Origin of the sequence: Anabaena sp. WA102 (genome assembly GCF_001277295.1) — a bacterium.
Taxonomy (GTDB): domain Bacteria; phylum Cyanobacteriota; class Cyanobacteriia; order Cyanobacteriales; family Nostocaceae; genus Dolichospermum; species Dolichospermum heterosporum.
In genome coordinates this window covers 2,688,574-2,709,742 of the sequence record NZ_CP011456.1, presented here as the reverse complement: position 1 = coordinate 2,709,742, position 21,169 = coordinate 2,688,574, and the positions used below count along the sequence as shown (strand labels likewise).

Annotated in this window: 21 protein-coding genes; 9 read left to right on the top strand and 12 right to left on the bottom strand. The window is 37.2% G+C overall.

The window, feature by feature from the left end; genetic code table 11:
* Positions 1–10 precede the first annotated feature (10 nt).
* Both AA650_RS11670 and AA650_RS11665 read left to right on the top strand, forming a co-directional pair.
* Positions 11–460, top strand: coding sequence for a phosphate-starvation-inducible PsiE family protein (locus AA650_RS11670; protein WP_053539146.1), 450 nt, complete (start codon positions 11–13; stop codon positions 458–460).
* 443 nt (positions 461–903) lie between these two features.
* Positions 904–2,112 carry a bifunctional cobalt-precorrin-7 (C(5))-methyltransferase/cobalt-precorrin-6B (C(15))-methyltransferase gene (locus AA650_RS11665; RefSeq protein WP_053539145.1) on the top strand — a complete coding sequence of 403 codons (1,209 nt, stop codon included), beginning with the start codon at positions 904–906 and terminating at the stop codon, positions 2,110–2,112.
* Positions 2,113–2,153: 41 nt separating this feature from the next.
* Here the strand turns inward: AA650_RS11665 and AA650_RS11660 are convergent, their stop codons facing one another.
* Together AA650_RS11660 and AA650_RS11655 are read right to left on the bottom strand one after the other, a co-directional pair.
* Positions 2,154–3,788, bottom strand: coding sequence for an AAA family ATPase (locus AA650_RS11660; RefSeq protein WP_053539144.1), 1,635 nt, complete (start codon positions 3,786–3,788; stop codon positions 2,154–2,156).
* A 14-nt stretch (positions 3,789–3,802) separates the two neighbouring features.
* Positions 3,803–4,297, bottom strand: coding sequence for a hypothetical protein (locus tag AA650_RS11655; RefSeq protein WP_199924433.1), 495 nt, complete (start codon positions 4,295–4,297; stop codon positions 3,803–3,805).
* Positions 4,298–4,327: 30 nt separating this feature from the next.
* On the opposite strand from AA650_RS11655, the gene AA650_RS11650 reads away from it, so the two are divergent.
* Positions 4,328–5,266 (top strand): hypothetical protein, encoded by a 939-nt coding sequence (locus AA650_RS11650; protein ID WP_053539142.1) that lies wholly within the window; start codon positions 4,328–4,330, stop codon positions 5,264–5,266.
* Between the two features lie 72 nt (positions 5,267–5,338).
* Here the strand turns inward: AA650_RS11650 and AA650_RS11645 are convergent, their stop codons facing one another.
* The 10 genes from AA650_RS11645 to mtnA all read right to left on the bottom strand — a co-directional run bounded on the left by AA650_RS11645 (position 5,339) and on the right by mtnA (position 16,066).
* Positions 5,339–6,730: a vWA domain-containing protein gene (locus AA650_RS11645; protein ID WP_199924432.1), complete on the bottom strand. Its 1,392-nt coding sequence runs from the start codon at positions 6,728–6,730 to the stop codon at positions 5,339–5,341.
* A complete protein-coding gene (locus tag AA650_RS11640; protein ID WP_199924431.1) occupies positions 6,672–7,772 on the bottom strand; it encodes a hypothetical protein in 1,101 nt (366 codons plus the stop codon). The genes AA650_RS11645 and AA650_RS11640 overlap by 59 nt, the downstream gene beginning before the upstream one ends.
* 58 nt (positions 7,773–7,830) lie before the next feature.
* The gene (locus tag AA650_RS11635) at positions 7,831–8,802 is read right to left on the bottom strand and encodes a DUF6688 domain-containing protein (protein ID WP_053539139.1); all 972 of its coding nucleotides are present in this window, start codon (positions 8,800–8,802) and stop codon (positions 7,831–7,833) included.
* Between the two features lie 182 nt (positions 8,803–8,984).
* Positions 8,985–10,262, bottom strand: coding sequence for a hypothetical protein (locus AA650_RS11630; RefSeq protein ID WP_053539138.1), 1,278 nt, complete (start codon positions 10,260–10,262; stop codon positions 8,985–8,987).
* Between the two features lie 12 nt (positions 10,263–10,274).
* Positions 10,275–11,186, bottom strand: a complete 912-nt coding sequence (locus AA650_RS11625; RefSeq protein WP_053539137.1) for a hypothetical protein — start codon at positions 11,184–11,186, stop codon at positions 10,275–10,277.
* Complete coding sequence (locus AA650_RS11620; protein ID WP_199924430.1) at positions 11,170–12,075, bottom strand: hypothetical protein; 906 nt, start codon at positions 12,073–12,075, stop codon at positions 11,170–11,172. Before AA650_RS11620 ends, AA650_RS11625 begins: the two co-directional genes overlap by 17 nt.
* A gap of 13 nt (positions 12,076–12,088) precedes the next feature.
* Positions 12,089–12,853 carry a GTPase domain-containing protein gene (locus AA650_RS11615; protein WP_053539136.1) on the bottom strand — a complete coding sequence of 255 codons (765 nt, stop codon included), beginning with the start codon at positions 12,851–12,853 and terminating at the stop codon, positions 12,089–12,091.
* A 5-nt stretch (positions 12,854–12,858) separates the two neighbouring features.
* Positions 12,859–13,449: a 4Fe-4S single cluster domain-containing protein gene (locus AA650_RS11610; protein WP_081424211.1), complete on the bottom strand. Its 591-nt coding sequence runs from the start codon at positions 13,447–13,449 to the stop codon at positions 12,859–12,861.
* A gap of 74 nt (positions 13,450–13,523) precedes the next feature.
* Complete coding sequence (locus AA650_RS11605) at positions 13,524–14,582, bottom strand: hypothetical protein (RefSeq protein WP_053539134.1); 1,059 nt, start codon at positions 14,580–14,582, stop codon at positions 13,524–13,526.
* Between the two features lie 446 nt (positions 14,583–15,028).
* Positions 15,029–16,066 carry an S-methyl-5-thioribose-1-phosphate isomerase gene (gene mtnA / locus AA650_RS11600; RefSeq protein WP_053539133.1) on the bottom strand — a complete coding sequence of 346 codons (1,038 nt, stop codon included), beginning with the start codon at positions 16,064–16,066 and terminating at the stop codon, positions 15,029–15,031.
* 239 nt (positions 16,067–16,305) lie between these two features.
* On the opposite strand from mtnA, the gene AA650_RS11595 reads away from it, so the two are divergent.
* The 6 genes from AA650_RS11595 to AA650_RS11570 all read left to right on the top strand — a co-directional run bounded on the left by AA650_RS11595 (position 16,306) and on the right by AA650_RS11570 (position 20,986).
* A complete protein-coding gene (locus AA650_RS11595) occupies positions 16,306–17,463 on the top strand; it encodes a DUF58 domain-containing protein (protein WP_053539132.1) in 1,158 nt (385 codons plus the stop codon).
* Between the two features lie 68 nt (positions 17,464–17,531).
* On the top strand, positions 17,532–17,897 hold the full coding sequence (locus AA650_RS11590; RefSeq protein WP_027400682.1) for a ferredoxin thioredoxin reductase catalytic beta subunit: 366 nt from the start codon (positions 17,532–17,534) through the stop codon (positions 17,895–17,897).
* A complete protein-coding gene (locus AA650_RS11585; protein WP_053539131.1) occupies positions 17,894–18,286 on the top strand; it encodes a DUF309 domain-containing protein in 393 nt (130 codons plus the stop codon). Before AA650_RS11590 ends, AA650_RS11585 begins: the two co-directional genes overlap by 4 nt.
* Before the next feature lie 206 nt (positions 18,287–18,492).
* Positions 18,493–18,987, top strand: a complete 495-nt coding sequence (locus AA650_RS11580; protein WP_027400684.1) for an LptA/OstA family protein — start codon at positions 18,493–18,495, stop codon at positions 18,985–18,987.
* Positions 18,988–19,013: 26 nt separating this feature from the next.
* Positions 19,014–19,742 (top strand): LPS export ABC transporter ATP-binding protein, encoded by a 729-nt coding sequence (gene lptB / locus AA650_RS11575; RefSeq protein ID WP_039203962.1) that lies wholly within the window; start codon positions 19,014–19,016, stop codon positions 19,740–19,742.
* A 128-nt stretch (positions 19,743–19,870) separates the two neighbouring features.
* The gene (locus tag AA650_RS11570) at positions 19,871–20,986 is read left to right on the top strand and encodes an LptF/LptG family permease (RefSeq protein ID WP_039203961.1); all 1,116 of its coding nucleotides are present in this window, start codon (positions 19,871–19,873) and stop codon (positions 20,984–20,986) included.
* The last annotated feature ends 183 nt before the right edge of the window (positions 20,987–21,169 follow it).

Below are 21,169 nucleotides of genomic sequence, written 5' to 3'. Positions count from 1 at the left end.
GGAGTATCAAATGAGAAAATTCATTAAAAATTTTCTAGAACTTACCAGTGATAAAAGCTTTATTCACCTGATCGAAATTGTCGAGGTAATAGTTGCCAAATTACTATCTCTCTTTATGATAATAGTAATTTTTGCCACCCTTGGTGATTTAGCAATATTTATTTTTCAGGAAATACTTTCTCCAAAAGAAGGTAGTTTTAGCAAGACATTGTTTCAAACTTTCGGTTTATTTCTTAATGTTTTAATTGCTTTAGAAATACTAGAAAATATTACTGGCTACCTCAAAAAGCACGTTTTACAAGTTGAATTAGTTATTGTCACTTCTTTAATTGCTATTGCTAGAAAAATTATTATTCTTGATTTAAAAGTAACTGAAGGTATAGAAATTATTGGTTTGGGGATTGCGATTCTTGCCCTATCCATTAGTTATTGGATAATTCGGAGTAGTAACCAAAAATAAAATAACTTTGCAATAATAGGTAATTTATTCAATACCTTGTCCATTTTCTGTAGATCAAATTCTCAAGCTCCCAGATATGAAAGTGTTAGATTTTCAAGAACTAGAAATATACCTGACACCTTAGAGGTTGTTTGAAAAGTGGTATCCCGTAATTTTCATCACATTGTTACCCCCTTTCCCTTTGTAAAGGGGGGTAACAATAAAAATCTAGTTCCCTCCCCTTACAAAGGGGAGGGTTAGGGAGGGGTAAAATATTTGATACAGCAATCATGACTTTTTAAACACCCTCTTACTTAGCCATCAAAAGTCCTCCCGCCCTCTTGTTTGCGTCTTAGCGTCTCTGCGAGAAAAAACTCTTATCCAACTCAAAGCACCAACTTCACATCCCCTCACGGTAAGGTAATAAAAGCGATATTCCAGCAAAAGAAACAACTTCACGAATTATGAAAAAATGGTTATCAATTATCGGTATCGGTGAGGATGGTGTAGCAGGGTTAAGTCCCATAGCTCTTTCTTGCTTAGACAAAGCTAAAATTATCTTTGGTGGAGAACGTCATCTTTCCATGTTACCCGCTGACGACAACAGCGAAAAAATTCCCTGGAAATCACCTTTTCCAACTTCCATAACTGAAATTATCAGTCGTCGTGGTGAAGCAGTTTGTATTTTAGCTAGTGGCGACCCTCTATGTTATGGTGTGGGTGCAACTATTCTTAAAGATATTCCTATTTCTGAAATTACAATTATTCCTGCACCTTCGGCTTTTAGTCTGGCTTGTTCTCGACTAGGATGGTCATTAACGGAGGTGGAAACTTTAAGTTTATGTGGTCGTCCGGTTTCTTTACTGCAATCTTACATTTATCCCGGTGCAAAATTATTAATTTTGAGTGAGGGAAAACATACTCCAGCTATTGTGGCGGAAATTTTGATAAGTCGCGGTTATGGTAATAGTCAAATTACCGTTTTAGAAAAAATAGGTAATATTAATGAAAACATTATAACAGATATCGCTGCTAATTGGCAAGAAGAAAATATCGCTTCTTTAAATACTATTGCGGTGGAATGTGTTGCTGATAGGGGAATAGTTGGTTTATCGAGATTTCCCGGCTTACCTGATGATGCTTTTCATCATGATGGACAATTGACGAAAAGGGAAGTCCGGGCGGTGACATTATCAAGTTTAGCACCTTTACCGGGCGAGTTGCTGTGGGATGTGGGGGCTGGTTGTGGTTCTATTTCTATAGAATGGCTGCGAAGTGATAGAAGATGTCGAGCGATCGCTATTGAACAAAATTCCACTAGACTAAATTATATAGCTGATAATGCTGCTGCTTTAGGAACACCAAATTTACAAATTATGGCAGGTAAAGCTTTAGAAGTTATCCCCAATTTACCCACACCAAACGCTATTTTTATCGGTGGTGGTGTCACAGCACCAGAAATATTAGAAAATTGCTGGAATGTGTTACTTCCTGGGGGCAGAATGGTAGTTAATGTTGTTACTTTAGAAGGTGAACAAAGATTATATCAATGGCATGAAAAAGTGGGCGGAAACTTTACCCGCATTACTATTCAACGCGCAGAACCTATTGGTAAATTTCTGGGTTGGAAATCAATGTCCCCTGTTACCCAATGGATAGGAATCAAAAATTGATAATTAAAGATTTGGAGATTTAGACAAAATTACAAACAAAACTAGACGGGAATAATCAGATTTTCTAAAAAACCTATTTCTAATTCTGATGCAGGTTTACCACCACCACCTTCTATTAATTTTAAATATTTTCGCAATAGTTGCTGCATATTGGGAGTCCGATATTGGGGACTAATTTGTAATAAAGCATTTTCCCAATGAGTCTTTGTTGGTAAGTGTCCATATTCAGCTAAATAAATAGCTTCTCTGACCAATTTATCTAATTCTGCACCGGAATAACCGGCGGTTTTTTCAACAAGATATTCTAATATAGAAGGTGGAGTTGGTGGTAATTTATAAGCGGTAGTGCGTTTTTGCAAAATTTGATATCTTTCCTCAGTATTGGGAGGCATAACTATAAAAATTTCATCAAAACGGCCTGCGCGAAACAATTCCGGTGGTAATTTTTCTCTATCATTAGAAGTGGCGATGAAAAAAATTGGATATTCGTGATCATTTAACCAGGATAAAAATGTCCCAAACTGTCTGGTACTAATTCCTGAACTATCACCTCCCACACCGGCAAAAGCCTTTTCGATTTCATCCATAAATAGGATATTTGGGGCTGAGGCTTCGATGGCTCTAAGCGCTTGGAAAGTGTTGCTTTCCGATTCTCCTACCCAGCGCGATTGTAACCGAGCAATTTCAAAATTAATCTGGGGTACGTGCCATTCTTGTGCGATCGCTCTGGCAATAAAAGTTTTTCCACAACCAGGGAACCCTTCGAGTAAAATAGCACGAGGACGTAATTCTGGTTGTCCGTCTTGAGCAAACCAACACTCACGGCTATATATCCATTCTTTAACTTTAGTTAATCCTCCCACATCTCTCAAACCTTGACCAGAGGGAGCATAATATTCTAAAACTCCAGTTTTTCTAAGTTCCTGTTTTTTGGCTTCTAATAATAACTGTCCAGCCGCTTCTGGATCTGTCCATAAATTTCGAGATGTTGATAATTTAGCAGCCTGAATTGCCGCTTGTAAAGGCATTCCTTGAGCTTGTTCTGCTAATCTTCCAGCATCTGATTCTGTTAAACCATATTTTTCTACAGCCACACTAAAAACATCTTCATAAAGTTCTGCTTCCACAGGTAAAGGTAGATCTATAATATGTACCATATTTCGCAAAATAGTCGGAATAGTCCAATCTGAACCAATGATAATTAAAGACATTCTTACCAAAGGTCTTTTTTGGTCTATTACTAATATTAATTCTTTCAATTTCCGAGCCATTAAATGATCATCAGGGCGCAATAAAACAGACCAATCTGGCAATAAATAGGTGTGTTGTCGTTGGAGATTTTTACTAACTTGATCTTGTAAACGATGTTGCAGAATATCTAAAGATTGTAAAATTGGATTACCATTTATATCAATAGCATTACCTAATCTTTGCCATTGTGCTTGATTTACAGAACCAGTAGTTTCTAGTCTTTGTTTAAAACCTTCTGTGCTATTCCATTGTGCTAATTCTCCATCTTGAATATCTGCATTATTCAAAATTGCTAAATGGGCATCTATTGTACAACGAATAGCGCGATTTTCTTCTGATGATCTCAAAAAGATTAACGGATAACGAGATTTTAATAAATCCTGTAATTCTTGCTGACATTTAGGATAAGGTAATTCGGGTTTCATATTTTTTAACTTCCTTAAAAATCAGCTTTATTAGTATCAGTCCGAATATCTGTAACTGGTTCTTGTATTTTTTCTGTGTTATTATTAGGAGAATTTTCAACTTTATTGGTAGAGATATTTGCAGTTTTTATTTCGGAAGTTGGAGTTACTACTGGACGGAGAGGTTTCTTAGCAGGAGCAACAATAGGGTTATTTCCAGGATTATTGATGGGAATTACAGGTTGGATAGGAACAGAAGCATCAAGAGGTAAATCTAACGTTACAATAGTACGATGACGACCAATTTTAATATCTGCAATCCAATTAGAAATGATCGCAGTTAAATTTTCAGAAGTTAACATTCTAGCTGATTGTTGTTCAATAGTTTGACTAATCAGAAAACGATGATTTTCTTGGCGAAAATAATCTTCAGGATAACTTTCATATAATGTACTCAAATTAATAGAATAACTAATTTCCTTATTTCCTGCTTGTGCTATTCTGGCAACTAACGTATATTCAGACATCATGAAAACACTATTATTAATTATGGATTTTGTATGACGAGAGAAGCCCATGACCAATTTGCGAAAGAATATCTAGAGGAATTATTAAAACCTTTAGGTCAAGTAGATATTGGTAAAGACGTAAAAAGCGAAGTTAGGGAAATAGATATTTGGTTTGTTCCCAATCAATCAAAACCTGTAACTTCCGATTTAGGATTATTAGCGAAAATGGCAGTTACAAGCTGTCTATTTGAACCTTTTCGTAATCCTCCCAATGAAATGACAATTAGAAGTTGTATGTCAAAATTATACAGCCTTCATGAAGAATTGTTTCGACAAGCAAAAAGAGAAGATCGTCGGATAATGGAAAACGAGTTCCCCCTTTTATGGATTTTAACACCAACTTGCTCAAAAAATAAATTAGATGGATTTAGAGCTACACTCAAAGATGATTGGGAAACAGGAGTTTATTTTCTAGGAGAATCGCAGAAAACCGCAATTGTAGCAATTAACCAATTACCCAAAAATCAGGATACACTATGGTTAAGGGTGTTAGGTAATGGGGAAACCCAAAAACAAGCAGTACAAGAACTGATCACAGTTTCCACAGAAAACCAGCGTAATTATCTACTGGAAATTTTAGCATCTTGGCGTAAAAATATAGAGATTAACACTAATATCAACGATGAAGATAGGGAGTTGATTATGACTTTATCACCAGCATATCTCAAACAACGCGAAGAATGGCGACAAGAGGGACTGCAAATGGGACTAGAAACAGGACTGCAAACGGGACTACAAACGGGAAGACAAGAAGAATTACGGTTAATAGTAGGAAGTTTACTAACAGCACGTTTTGGTAATTTAGATGAGCAATTATTAGCTGTTGTTACTTCTATTATGGAACTTTCTCTCACAGAGAGAACTGATTTATTCCTCAACTTATCTCAGTTGTCCCGTGAAGAATTATTAGCTAAATTCCCCATTAAATAACCCATTTTTGTAGGTTATTTATTCATATCCTTCAGGTCCCCGACTTCTTAGAGAAGTGGGGGACTTTTTTGACTAAATCCATCGATCAGCTTCTGTTTTAAGTTGTTGACTCCAACGTTTAAACCAGAAGATACCACCTCCTAAAATACCTAAAGTTAATATTAATATAAATAACCGATCTGGGATCAAAGGTAATTTATAAAAAGATATATTTGGCATTCTGATCTTAACAGGTTCAGCATTAATATTTAGTTCTCTTTTAGAGGAATTAACACTAACTTGCACTTGATATTCTTCTGCTGGTGCTGCATTTGGTTGAATATATTGTAATTCATATTCTCGTAATGCTTTAAAAAAGGTTTCTAAACTGTTAACAGCTTCATTTACATCTTGCGGAAATTTACTAATACCTCCTGTTAATTCAGCAATTTGTTTTAATCTTGGTTGATCAACGATATAGTTGAATATGTCACCAGAGGGAAGTTTACACGATTGAATTAAATCAACTGCTTGTTTTTTTTCTAACCAACTATTAGGAATATTGCAGTTATTAGCACGATCTCTTAACTGTTTTAAAGACTCTCCATAACCTAAAGTGTAAACTCTGACTGTCGGATATTTTTTAAAGACTTTTTCTAAATTAGTAAATTGTTGATCTTCTGTTTTGCGTTTACTGTTGTGATAACCATCAGATAATAACATTACAGCTAATTTAGGCGGAATTTGTGGTTCATCTTTTCTCAAATCATTGCTACTATTTGCTTGTCTTGTCAATTCTTCGGAGTTATCACCTAAATACTGTACAGCTTCCTTTAAAGGATCATATAAATTAGTCCCAGCGTTAGTGGGAGAAGATGCTAAATCAGATACTCTTTTATCTAAATCTGGTGAATTTGCTGGAAGGAAATTTTTAGCAATAATTTCTTGGTTAACCTCATAATTATCTTTAGCAATTTGTGATTCTCCAAATGGTACTAAGGAAATATGTACAGGTAAATTTTTCTCGCGGACTAATTTAATAAATCCTTGAATAGCCAGAATAGCACCATCTATTTTTTTGACTCCACTAGCATCTTTTTTTCTCATGCTTCCACTCATATCTAAAAGAATGACGACATAAGCAGGATCTGATGTTAATTGTTCTCCCGGTGGAATTAATCTAAATTTTGTCACTTCTGAGAAGTCAAGATTAATAGGAGTATCTTGACTTTTGGCGATAATTCTGGCAGTTTGTAATTTGAATTCAGATTTTTGTAATCCCTCAATAGGAATATTGTTATCATTAACAACTTTAACTTTTAAGGTGACAATATCAGCATCCGTAGGACGGGGAGATACTTCAATTTTGGAATTAGCAAAAACAGGTAATGGTAAAAAGCCTAATAAAAGAGTAACAATTCCTAATTTAAGCTTGGGGGTCAAGTAAGCGGTTATAGAAAATGAATCTGTAGAATTTCTCTTCATTGTTTTCATGATAAAGTGTCAAAATTTGATTATGTTTGAGGGTGTTTTTTTGATTTTCCGGTAGAAATTTTTGTTGAAGTTTCACAGATTTTTCTGCTAAACAACGAATAATTACATTATCAGAATTTATCTCTAAAGATGCACATTCTTCTGGTAAATGAGGGATATAAATATCTGCTGTATCCCCAGAACCAATGATTATGGGGTTCTTGCTTTTTCCTGGTAATTGAATTGAAACTCCTTCCTCAATATGTTTGTAATCATTATCAGGAATATATTTGAGCGATTGATTATTTAATGTTGGTCGGAGTATTTGTGTGGGAGCATTATTATTAACTTGTAATTGAGTGGTTGATTTTCTAGTGCGTTTTTTTGTGGCTTCAAATCCTGTTCCTGCTCTCAATGCTACTTGATAACTGGGTTTGGCTGCAAAGCATAAAGATAAACCTAATAAACCACCAAATAAAAAGAAACCAAAGGCTTCTTGATATTGACCTAATGCTATATTTACACTTTCGCAAAAACTGGCTGCTAATAATCCTGAACCAGCACCAAGACCTGTACTTTGCAGAATACGTTGAATGACCCTATTTCCTGTTCCTTCAATACTTCGCCAACTCCAACTAATACTTTCAGCTAAACCGGCAAATGCACCAATAATGATCCAAGAAATGATTCTGACTGAACCACCTGACCAGTTACTTTGTAATAGCGTCCAGTTTAAAATACCAAGAAATAAACCTATTAATGCACCGACTATAAACACTTTTTTAAAAAATGTCCGAGTCAAGAATCGCCAATTAGCTTTATAACGAGTAGGGTTACTCATGAAAGTTTCTGCTATGATCATGCCACTTGTAATACAAGGAGTGACAATAATTAATAAGATTATGTAGGGAGGAATGCTAAATTCTTTGGGTACAAATAGCATCAAGAAAGTGCCTATTTCTTGCCATAAAATTTGACTGATACTCCAGCCTAGCAGGGCGGAAACTATGCCGCATAGTGCGTAAAAAATGGCTCTAATTGAGAGGTTATTCATGGGTTGGTGATGTAGAAATGAAATATCTATATTAAAATTATCGGTGTATACTGGATTATCATTTTTTCGGTTGTTTAGATTTGTTTATTGTACGTTTTATGCAGTCAACTCTTTTGTCATTATTACCTGTATCTGTCATAGGGTTATCTCTTTGACATTTCTCTATGTCACGTTTTCTGTTTTGGAATTGGTCGTTATTTTTACTATCTAGATAATATTTTATTAAGTTTCCAGCAATTGTATCATCAGGTAATGATAACACATACTGAGTCTTTAATTCTTCCTCTAATTTTGCTTTATTAGATTCATTTTTATTGCAATCTTTAAATGCTTGAAAAGTAATTAGCGCATCTTTTGGACAGTTAATATTATTTGAAGGAGAAGCATGAGAAATATTTCTGTTTTCACCTGGAATATTATTTCGGGTTTCTCCATTTCTTGTATCTTGTCTAGCTAACTGAGTTTGATTATTTTCGCCAAAAAGATTTATAGATGTTGGAATTTTATCTATTTTCCATATTATTGAAACAAATACCAATATATAGAAAATTGCTAAAGAAATTCCAATAATGCGATTGGTATGTTTAAAATGATGATTTCTTCTATTAAAAAAATTATCTATCGTAAGGTGAATAACTATTACACTCAAAATAGCATATATAATGCTAACAAATAATAACAATATTTGAGGAGGAAGAAGAAAACTTTTCCAAAGTTTTAACAGAATAGAACCTGCTAAAAAAAGCACAAATAAAATGAAAGCCTGTGTATTATATTCATTTTGGATTGGGTTATGTTTAATTGGTTGGTGTTGAATTTGAGTATATGGAATTGGCTTATTTTTAGGTTTTTTACTTCTATTTTCATTAGTTTGAGATTCATCAACTGGAGGTTCGCTATGATTTTTAGGAGGGGAATTAGGTTGTTGAGGTTTTATATTACGAATTTTTAAAAGTATTTCGTCAGGGATTCTATCGAGTATGTCTTGTGGAATATATCTATCGCTAATATAATAAAAAGTTCCAGCCAAAGAATAGTAATTTATCTTAATAAAAGTAAATGCTAACTTTTTGTATGGACTTCTTTGTTCTAAAGTAATATTTTTCGGTTCTTGTAAAATAGTTAAAATGTCTTGACAAAAATCTTTTATAGATTCTTCAACGGTTATTTCTTCTTGAGAGAAAATTCTTTTTTCAACCAGTTCTGCATAAGTTAAAAAGTTTTAGACCATATACTTTGCGATTGAGTTAATAGAAATTCAATTTTATTACTTCCATTGTCATCAGCCATTAACTGATTTAGTAGATATGAAATACCCGTATATATAGAAGAAACTAATCTGTGAATTACCTGTGGATTTTGATACTTGTAACTAGCATTTAATAATTGAGTGTGAAATTTAATAGCAATGCTGTTACTACTAGATTTTCCTGACGAATTACCGAAATTAGTTGAATTTAATATTTCTATCAAAAATGAACTCTTTTCCTTTGGTAAAAGCAGATATATTTCGGCTTTATAGATTATATTAAAGTTGCCATCAGATGCCTTTAAAGTAGCTTTGTCTATAAAATTAGACCAGGTTTCATTTGGGTATTTTGCTAAATATTCAAATAATTCCTCAGTTTTTTTAGAGTCTAGTTCATGTGTATCAGCAAATATTCTTGCTATCTCTTTTAAACAATCTCTAATCTTTTTATCTGGGACTATTTGACCAGAGTTTTTTGTAGTAGCTGTAGTAGAATTATTATTAGAATTATCTTTTTGTGGGGATGGTAATGGACGTTTACGAATAGTCTTGGGTAGATTCTCTTCAGTAGTGTAAGAAATTGCTAAAAAAGTCTCTGGATATGATAATTTCTGAACATTCCAAGCCCAAGCATTAGCATCGTTAGCACGATGACTAAGAGCTAAAGCTAGATAGTGTATTTCCATATATGCTGGATATCCTTCCCAAAGTTCTTTCTTAACTACTTGAACTTCAGGAATTTCATGCAGTGTTTGTTCATATTGCAAGATTTCTCGGAAATTATTTTTTTTAATTTCTTGGTCATAGTCAAATATTCCTGGTGAGATTGAATCAATCAATTCCTCCATTTTAAACTTAGGCTCATTCTTAGACCACCAATAAAGTAAAGTTCCAATCCCATCAACATATCGAGATAATTTTGACTTATCTAACCAAAAATATTTATAGCCAATAGTAGGACGACCACCATCATCTAGTTGCCTATTTGCTACTGCTAAAACAGAATATTTATCATTTATTTCTCTGGCAATGAGAGAAAAATCATCCTGATCTGGTGGATAATTATCATTCAATTTAAAATAATCATTAATTACTGCTTCACGAATTTCTGGAGGAACTTCATGACTTGCACGAGCGATTTTCTCAAAAGCATAACCACCAGATACATAACATTGATATACTTCTGACTTACGGACGTTATCAAATCCTCTACAAAATTGATAAATGCGAACAACTGACATAATTATTTCCTCCTAAATATCTCTTAATTGATTATCTTCCTTACCCGTTGCCAACCAATACAAAGGCGCAACTAAACCTAAAGGTCGCCATACTCCCGGTTTATCAATTACTCCATAAGTTCCCCCACTATCTCGATTTTTTTTCTTAAAGTTGGGTCTGGGTGGTGTTCCTTTTGTGCCAAAGGTAGAAGCAAAAAAGTAATTTGTAGAACATCCCCATAGGTTACTCCATTTCTTTACTGTAGTTTTAAGATTAGGAAATTTTAAGCCCATGAAAGTGTCTATATCTTGCCAATAACCTGAAGCTGGAGGTTGTTCACATTTCGTAAATACTACAGCAATTCGATAGTTTTGTAATCCTCCTTTCTTAATATTTAATCGCTCATTTAATTCTCTTTGCAGGTTTTCTAAGGCTTGAGCATATTCTTGATCAGATGTTTTATTCGCAGTGCTATCAATGAGTATCAATAAGCCTGATGCAGTGGCACAATCATCTAAATAACTAACTAAATGTGCGCTAGAATTAGCCAGATTTCGTAATTCTTTGATCAGTTCCCCGGAGTATTCTCGACAGGATACTCGCAATCTAATAGGTTGATTTCTTAAAGCTGGCAGAGGATGATTAATAAACTTAGCTTTTAAGGTAATTAGTAAGGAGTATGTTGGTAAATCCTCAGCCTCTTCACGCCCATAATCTGTACCTGCTAACTCTCTACCATCTTCTAAGATGTCCTGAGCCAGACTAATTAATTCCCCAGCTTCGTCGTTATAGGGGTCAACAGCCAGAATAGGACTGTCTGTTTTAGCATTTGGCCAACGAGCTAGAGCCGCCATAAAAGCTGTTTTTCCAGAACGACGGGGACCGATAACGCGAAAATCCTGGTTTCCGCCAATGTTACCGGGAAGATTAGAGGCGTTCGTCATGAAATACCCTCCCTGTGCTTAACCAATAAAGTGGGGAAATTAAACCGAAGGGTTTCCAAGCATCAACCTCTCGTAAATGGGCAATAAATTCGGCGGAACTGCCATCATCCGGTATATAACGATTAGGACGGGGATCATGTTGTCCAGACCTATCTCCCATGACACCGAAGGAAGAACAGGCGAAAAACCGTAATCTGGAAGGTGGTAATTTGTCTTTCAAAACGTTATAAGTTTCCTTTAAACGGACTCTAAATAAGTCTTCTTCGGCATCTAAACGACAAGGCCACAGTTCTCCTCGTTCACATTTACTCATAACTACGGCAACTCTCAATTTACTCAAAGTTTCATTCACATTAGCCTGTTCGGATAATTCTGTTAATAGCCTATTCAAAGCAGGTGCATAGAGTTTTGCGTCATTACTTGTATCCCAATCTGTGAGCATAATCATCCAACTTTTGGCGGTTAACCAATCTTCTACATATTCTTGAAATTCAGATGCTCTGTGAGGGATAGCTGCACATTCAAATGTTTCACCTGAGTAATCTTTGACGTTTAATTGTAATGTTGTTTCTGGTGAATTTTTACTGGTGGGAATTTTAATTTCAAAAGAAAAATATGGTTCATCACCATTTTCAATATCTGTCCCCGCAAAAACTGCCCCTTGTTCTAAAATATTCTTAGCTGCACTAATTAATTCTGCCGCATCATCAGAAGTAGGTGTAATTTTTAAACCAGGAAATTGTTTTTTTAATTCTTCTGGAAGCCGTAATAATGAAGCTAAATAAGTGGTTTTACCGGATTTACGAGAGCCAATGATTCTAATGTCATTGCCAACTGATTGTTGTTTTTTCAGAATTGTACGTTTAGTCTGGGAATTTTTGGCAAGCATAAGATTTTATGGGTTAATTATAAATAAGATAAGGAGCAAGATACAACCAAGGCAATTCTAGTAATTCCTGATTTTCGGTAGTAGTAATAAAGAAATTAGTTCGAGAACCAATTTCTTTTCCTTTGTATTTACGAATGACTTGATTTGCAACTCCAAAATATGACTCAACTACATGATCACTATAATCATACCAAGGGGCTGCACCGCCTCTCTTTGGGTTATATCTCCAAGTCTTTCCTTCTGCTTCCACATCACAAAATAAATCGGCTTTATGGAGGGCAATAATTATGTGTTTGACTCGTTGACAATTCTGTTGTAAAAAGTCAAACCAGTTCTGTAAACCATTCACCCATTGATCACTAGTTGGTAATGTATTAACTGGTTGGAGATGATTAGCAGCTACATCTATCAGACGGCTAGATACTAGACTTTGGTGGGGCGGTAACATTAAAATTACGGCTTTACTTTCCTTGACTTTATCTTCCATTCCTTGCCAAGCTGCTGGATGATCTTTTCGATATTGGGGGTTACTCCAAAATTCTCCAGGGGTATCAATCCATAAAATATTCAATTGTCTTGGTCCGGTTGCGGGTAAATCTACCTCCATGTTTAAGGTTTTGGTATTTAATTGATCTGTACCTGCTATTTCCTTGGTGCTGGGATTGTATAAGTCACTGGCTAGGATATTACTGATTTTGACATATTTCCCGTGTTCAGCCAAGGCTCTGACCATGCTGGTTTTTCCGGTTTTGCGATCGCCTATCACCACAATACTCATCTATTTTATACCCCACCCTGATCAAGTTGCTTGTATTTCACAGGAAAACCCGTATATGTTAATGTCTCTGAACCTAATATCCACTCCTGACGCGGTATATTCACTAAATCAGCCTCAACAATTCGCCCAGATAAAAAATGCAGTTTTTGATTATTTGAACCTTTTAGTGGTTGGTTACTAACTTGCTGCTGTATAAATAAGCCATCAACTAATAAATCTATATGATTTAGTAACCTTTGACTATCAGGAATATTATTGAATTGCAATTGTTGTAGTTGATACCCTGTCCAACAAACAACCGTCTTACCTACGGATTGGACGCGACGTGCTAAATCTGCCAAAGCCACAGCTTGAGCAAAAGGTTCACCACCGGAAATGGAAATACCCGCTAAATCCGGTAATTCTTGGAATTTTTGCCACATTTCCTCTACAGTCACCACCTGATTTAACTTAAACTGCAAATAGTCAGGATTTTGACAACCTAGACACCGAAAAGGACAACCTTGTACCCAAATCACCATCCGAGTTCCTGGACCATTAGCACAAGAACGAGGCAGCCAAGCAGCTATATTTAGCAATAGCGGTTTTGTCATCATTTACCATCTTAAATTAAGAGATTGAAACCCACGTAGGTGGGTTTTGCCTGTGTAGCCGCGATTTCTAATCGCTTCTAATCGCCGATACTTTCAGAACGCCGCTCAGGTATTTTATTAGAATCAGACTCCATAGTTGTTTTTACGGAAATAATCCCCATATCCACATTCCGCCATTCTTTGTCCACAGGTTCACCATTCCATGCTGTCCATTCCACCTGATAACCTTGCTGTTGAAACAGTTCAATCACGTCAAACGTGCGACTAGAACAGGAAGAATCACCTTCTTCATCATGAGGTCCAGCTAAGTCAATTTGTTGACCATCAAACTGAATCCGCATTTGCGTATTTACTCCCTCATGGGTTTCAATATTAATAACTACATCACCATCATTAATTTCCGCAATTTTGGCAACATAACCAACTTCTTGCCAAGATGCTACTAAATTTTCCGCCGCAGTATACACTTGTTCTGCTTGAGATTCGTAGCTACTAATTTCTTGATGGAAAATTTCTATCTCTTCATCAGAAATAGTCTGCCAACTATTACACAGATCATTTATTTTGATTTGTAATTGTTGAGTGATATGATCAGGAAGACTTGACTGTAAATTATTGAGTCTAGATTGCAGAAATTCAAACTGTTTTGTCCACTCTATCTGGAGTTGTTGAATTACCTGAATGCGAGCATCATCTAATGTTTGTAAGTAGGTTTGAGCGTCAGTTAAATTATTATTTTGTAATGCCGTTTCCGTCTTCTGAATAGCTTGTTGTACACTTGCAGTTTCCAATAATTGCCGATCAATTAAAATCTGATATTCTGATTTAATCTTTGGTAATTGCATTTTTAGATTCTGCACTTGTCTTTGTGCATCCTGAGATAAGGCTTGATTTACCTCAGCATTTATTAAGTTAACCTGTTCAGGTTCTTGAACAACAATCTTTTTTTTAGTAGCACCAGAACGAAATTGAGCAATTTTTTGTTGTATATCTTGCTCTCTTTTGATAGCAGTTTCCCTTTCCTGACGCTGACGTTCTTGATATGCTTGCAATGCAGAAGCTATCCCATCAAATAAACCAGGTTGTGATGCTGTAGAAATACCAGCAGTGACGCTAAATGTTTTTTGTCCACTCATAGTTCTTACTTGATACACTTTATTGCTATATAAAGTATATTTTAACTTATATTGTGGTATTTTAGACAGGTTTACACTATTTTTTTACCGCTGAATTTACTTATGTAGTCAGAGAAGATATAAAAAAAAATAAGGCATAAAGAAATATGGCGTTGCTGATTAAGGGTATAAATTTTAGTTTCACGCAAAGACGCAAAGGTAAGAGTTTTAAAGGTTCAATTTAGGAATTTCATACCTCAATTCAGCAACGCCAGAAATACATATACAGCACTTCCCGATGTTATGAGGTACAAGAACCCCACCCCCAACCCCCTCCCCGTAAGCGATGAGGGGGCTAAGATGTACCTCATAAGAGCGGAAACCGCTGTATGTACCGATTTTTATGACAATAAAAGGTTAAATTTATGTGGGGGTTTAGCATTGCTAAACCCTTCTCACCGTTAAAATTAAACCATCTTCTGAGCCTTTAATAAATCACCGGGAAGAAAAGCCCCATTTTCAGTAATAATGGCGGTAATTAAATCAGCAGGGGTGACATCAAAAGCCGGGTTATAAAATTCCACACCTGGAGGAGTGAGGATAGTTTCACCTATTTGATAGATTTCCGCTGGGTGACGTTCTTCAATGGGAATTTGACTACCATCAGTTAATTGAAAATCTACGGTAGATAAAGGTGCAGCCACAAAGAAAGGAATATTATGAGCTTTAGCCACAATAGCTAAACTATAAGTTCCGATTTTATTGGCAGCGTCACCATTAGCAGCTATTCTATCAGCGCCCACAACTACAGCATCAATTAAACCTTGTTTCATGCAGTGGGCAGCCATATTATCGGTAATTACTGTCACCGGAATCCCTTCTTGGACACATTCCCAAGTGGTGAGTTTTGCACCTTGTAACCGGGGACGAGTTTCGTCTGCATATACTCTGGCTAAACGTCCTTCTTTCCACGCAGAACGGACTACACCTAATGCTGTACCATAACCAGCGGTAGCTAAAGCCCCAGCGTTGCAGTGAGTGAGTATAATTAGTTTTTCTGGGGTTTGCGGTAATGCCGCCAAACCATGATCACCGATCGCTTGACAAGTTTGCAAGTCTTCGGCATTGATCTTTTGGGCAGTTTCTAAAAGGGCTTGTTTAATTTCGGCGACTGTTCCCATGGTTTCATAAGCCGTTTGCATCATTCTGCCAATTGCCCAAAACAAATTTACCGCAGTGGGACGGGTAGAACGCAACAAATTAGCTACTGTTTCCAGTTTAGCTAAAAACTCTTGGCGATGGCTGGTTTCAATTTCCCTTGCCCCCAAATACATTCCATAAGCTGCCGCAACTCCAATCGCCGGCGCACCTCTCACAATCATAGTGGTAATGGCTTGTGCCATATCTTCACTGCGGTGAATCTCCACCACTGTATATTCATTAGGTAAGCGAGTTTGATCAATCAGTGAGACTGAATTATTGTGCCAAATAACGGGATAAACCATATTGTCAGTTGTTGGTTGTCAGTGGTCAGTTGTCAGTGGTCAGTTGTCCGTGGCAATTAATGACAGGGGCTTTTTAGATGTAATTCTCAATCATTATCAAATTTATTCCCTCTTGCCTCTTGCCTCTTGCCCCTTGCCTCTTGCCTCTTGCCTCTTGCCTCTTGCCTCTTGCCTCTTGCCTATTCCCTGTTCCCTGTTCCCTGTTCCCTGTTCCCCCAAAATTAAGTTAAAAAAGTAAGATGAAAATTACCAAAAAAATCAACAATTGGCTGGAAACCCATGCTGCTGCACCTGCTTATGGCGGTTGGGTGTTGGCGGGAATCTCTGTGTGTTATTTGGGTGCAGGGATTAATACCATGGCTGGCTGGCTGTATGTGATTAGTGGGGTTAGTTTTGCGCTTTTGGGGGTGTCGGCTTTTGTTGCGCCGCGATCGCTCACAGGTATAATTGTCAAACGTCGTCCTATTGCACCAGTAACCGCCGGTGATGCACTGAAAATTGAAATAGAAATTCAAAATCAGAAAAAACAATCTTCTAGTCTATTACAAATTAGAGACATTCTCCCATTTATTCTTGGTCAACCAGTCCAGCAAAATATTGAAGCTATTCCACCACAAGAGAGTTATCAGTGCATCTATTATCACCCGACCCAACAGCGTGGTATTTACCGCTGGCACACAGTAGAATTAGTCACAGGTGCGCCCTGGGGTTTATTTTCCTGTCGTCGTCCTCGTCAGTGTGAAGCTAGGGCGACTGTTTATCCCACCGTTTTACCCTTGACTACCTGCCCCTTAATTGATGAAATCGGACAAGATGATAGCCAAAGGGGAGATCCCCGTGGTAAACCTTTACAGATGGCAACAACGGGATTAGTGCGATCGCTACGTCCCTATCGCATCGGTGATCCTACTCGGTTGATTCATTGGCGGACGAGCGCTCGCTATGGAGAATTACGAGTCCGAGAATTAGAAGTAATTACCGGGGGACAAGAAATTATCATTGCCATAGATAGTTCCTTTATATGGCAACAAGAATTGTTTGAACAAGCCGTGATTGCTGCTGCTTCCCTGTATTTTTATGCCCAAAAACAGAAACTGCAAGTGCAACTATGGACATCAGCCACAGGTTTAACTACAGGTAATATCTCCGTTCTCGAAACCTTAGCAGCCACCAACCCCACCGAAAAAAACAGCTTACCACCAGATCACCGCCCCCTCATTTGGCTAACCCAAAACTCTTTCACCACATCTTCCTTACCTCCGGGTAGTCGTTGGCTACTGTGGCAAAATCCAGATTCAGCCACACCAAACCTCATTAATCGGGAATATCCTGGCATCATCGTCCAAAACGAACAAGAACTACAACCCCAACTACAAAAAGCCCTCAGTTTATTTTGAAACGATTTCTCACACTGAGCCTGATGTACAATGCAAAGAAACATGGAAATTTATAAACAGCACAACCAATGGTCACATCAGAAGTGAATTCAAAATCCAGCGATAAAAGCCTAGAAGCAATGCGGCATTTTTCCGAACAATACGCCAAACGGACGGGAACATTCTTCTGTTCTGAACCTTCCGTCACCGCAGTTGTCATCGAAGGACTAGCCAAGCATAAAGACGAACTCGGTGCGCCCTTATGTCCTTGTCGTCACTACGAAGATAAAGAAGCCGAAGTTAACGCCGCTTTTTGGAACTGTCCCTGCGTACCCATGCGCGAACGCAAAGAATGTCACTGTATGCTATTCCTCACTCCTGAAAATGAATTTTCTGGGGACAAACAGGAAATTTCTCTCGATTGTATTAAAGAAGTTCGGGATAGCATGGGATGAGCGAAATCATGCCTGAAGAGTTTTGGCAAGGTGTAGAACATTTCAATGCTGGACAGTTCTACGCTTGCCATGACATTCTTGAAGCACTCTGGATCGATAGTATCGAACCAGATAAAACTTTTTATCAAGGTATTCTCCAAATTGCTGTAGGACTATATCATCTGGGTAATCATAACCAACGGGGGGCAATGATTCTTTTAGGCGAAGGTAGTAATCGTCTTCGGCGTTATCTACCTAGCTACGGCGGTATTAATGTGGAAGAATTACTAACTGAAAGTGTGGATTTGTTAAAAACACTACAACAAGAAAGTCTACAACCAATGGCAAATAATAAATTGGCTGAAAATCAAGCTCGACTTTTACCCAGTATTTCCCTGTCTAAACTATGATTTGTGGGATTTTGATGATTTGTGGGATTTATTTGCTTAATTTTTTGTGGGTGTGTCAGACTTGATAATTCGGTAACAATTAACAAATTTTTGCCAGTTGTGAGCAAAGGTTCTGGAAGCGAAACTTAAAGTTTAAAAAACCGTCCATTTTTGCTATAGGACTCATATTTGATTTTTATCTCCCTGTTCCCCGTTCCCTAATTACTATGATACCTCCTTATCAATTGCTAAAATCACGGATACGCCGCTTAGGATTAGCCTTGGCACTGCCAATTTCCCTTGTAGGTGTTGCAGGATTGCCCAGCCAATTGCTACCAGCTACAGCCCAATCTGGGGGAAATCGTCCCCTGACTATTCGCTCCGATACCCAAGAATATGACGCGAAAACTCAAGTAATTACTGCTCGTGGCAATGTGCAAATGGTCTACCCGGCTCGCCAAATTCAAGCCACATCTGCTCAAGCTCAATACTTTAGTAAAGAAAAACGGATTGACTTCAGTGGTAATGTTTACATTTTACAACAGGGTAGCAATAGCATTCGTGCCGAAAAAGTCACCTATTTAATTGACGAAGGCAGATTCATCGCCTTACCCCAATCTAACCGTCAGGTAGAATCTATATATATGATAGAAGATTCTAATCCTAGTAGACAAACTACGAAACCAGCCCCAAAAACTCCAGCCTTAAAGCGTTCTAATTAGCATCTATACCTAGACAAAATCCCATAGTGAAAATTGTTTTAGAGAATATTCACAAATCCTACGGTAAACGATTAATTGTAAATCGTGTTAGCCTTTCTGTTAGCCAGGGGGAAGTTGTCGGTTTACTTGGTCCCAATGGTGCGGGGAAAACGACAACATTTTATATTGCCACAGGTTTAGAAAAACCGAATCATGGCAAAGTGTGGTTAGACAATTTAGATATTACTAATTTCCCCATGCACACAAGGGCTAGATTAGGTATTGGCTATTTAGCTCAAGAAGCAAGTGTATTTCGTCAGTTGTCAGTGAAAGAAAATATTCTCCTAGTATTTGAACAAACTCAAGTTCCCAGGAGAGAATGGAGACACAGACTACATACCTTATTACAAGAATTTCGCTTAGAAAAGGTAGCTAATAGTAAAGGGATTCAACTTTCTGGTGGTGAACGACGACGCACAGAATTAGCGAGGGCTTTAGCAGCAGGGAAAGAAGGACCCAAATTCCTGTTTTTAGATGAACCTTTTGCTGGAGTTGATCCCATTGCTGTGTCTGAGATTCAGGAGATTGTCAGTCAACTGCGCGATCGCGGTATGGGAATTTTAATCACAGATCATAATGTCCGCGAAACCCTAGCCATAACAGATCGTGGTTATATCATGCGTGAAGGACAAATTCTGGCTTTTGGCAACTCTGACGAACTGTATAACAACCCCTTGGTGCGACAATATTATTTAGGTGATAATTTCGCAGTTTAAACTTTGCGCCTTTGTTCCTTTGCATCTACCCTGCGGGATCTCTAAGAGAGATTTCACGAAACATAATCATGATATCTAAACAGATTAAACCCTTCTCCAATTTAATTTCAATATTTTCATTTTCTATCATGGATCGCTATTTAGCGATGCAATTAATTTCACCATTTTTATTTGGTGTTGGTGCATTTACTTCTGTAGTTTTAGCAATTGATAGTTTATTTGAATTACTGCGAAAGGTTGTAGAATCCGGGCTACCTCTCAATATCGCCCTAGAGATTTTCCTCTTAAAGCTACCTTACGTCATGGTGTACTCTTTCCCCATGTCCACTTTGTTAGCTACTTTAATGACCTATAGTCGCCTTTCTAGCGAAAGTGAATTAATCGCTTTGCGTGGGTGTGGTGTTAGTGTTTATCGCATGGTTTTGACGGCTGTGGTGTTAAGTTTTGCCGTCACTCTCATCACTTATTTATTTAATGAGCAAATTGCCCCCGCCGCGAATTACAAAGCCACTATTACCTTAGCACAAGCTCTCAAATCAGACCAACCTTCCTTTAAACAACAAAATATTTACTATCCTGAATATCGAGAATTTAAAGAAGCAGATGGTACTCGAAAAAAGATCCTTTCTCGCTTATTTTATGCTGACCAATTTGATGGTAAGCAAATGAACGGTTTAACAATTATAGATCGTTCCAGAGGCGGAGTTGATCAAATCGTTGTTTCCGAATCAGCTAAATGGAACACTCAAAAACAAGTTTGGGATTTTTATAATGGGACTATCTATTTAGTAGCGACAGATCGCTCATATCGGAATATTTTACGATTTGAACATCAGCAATTACAACTTCCTCGCACACCTTTAACCTTAGCCGAAAATAGCCGAGACTACGGCGAAATGAATATCTCCCAAGCCTTAGAACAATTAGAAATAGAACGTTTAGGTGGGAACAATCAAAAAATTCGCAAACTCCAAGTGCGAATCCAACAAAAAATCGCCTTTCCCTTTATTTGCGTTATTTTTGGCTTAGTTGGTTCAGTTATGGGTAGCATCCCTCAACGCACTGGACGTGGCACAAGTTTTGGTATTAGCGTGATTGTAATTTTTAGTTACTATTTGCTACTATCCGTCTCTGGGGCGTTAGCACAAGCTGGTATTCTTTCGCCCTTCATTGGTGCTTGGTTGCCTAATTTATTTGGATTAGCCACAGGTTTGTTTTTGTTATTGCGAGTAGCCCAGCGTTAATATACAGTAAATCCCGCTAATTATCAAGGACGGGCAGGATGCCCATCCCACAAAATTGGGTAATTTATTTTTTGGTGTTCCCTAAAATCTAAAATTAGCGATCGCCGAGTCAGGAGTCAGGAGTAAAACTACTTTGCTGTCTGGCTTTGGAATAACTTAGTCAAAAAAAGGTTATATTATTTA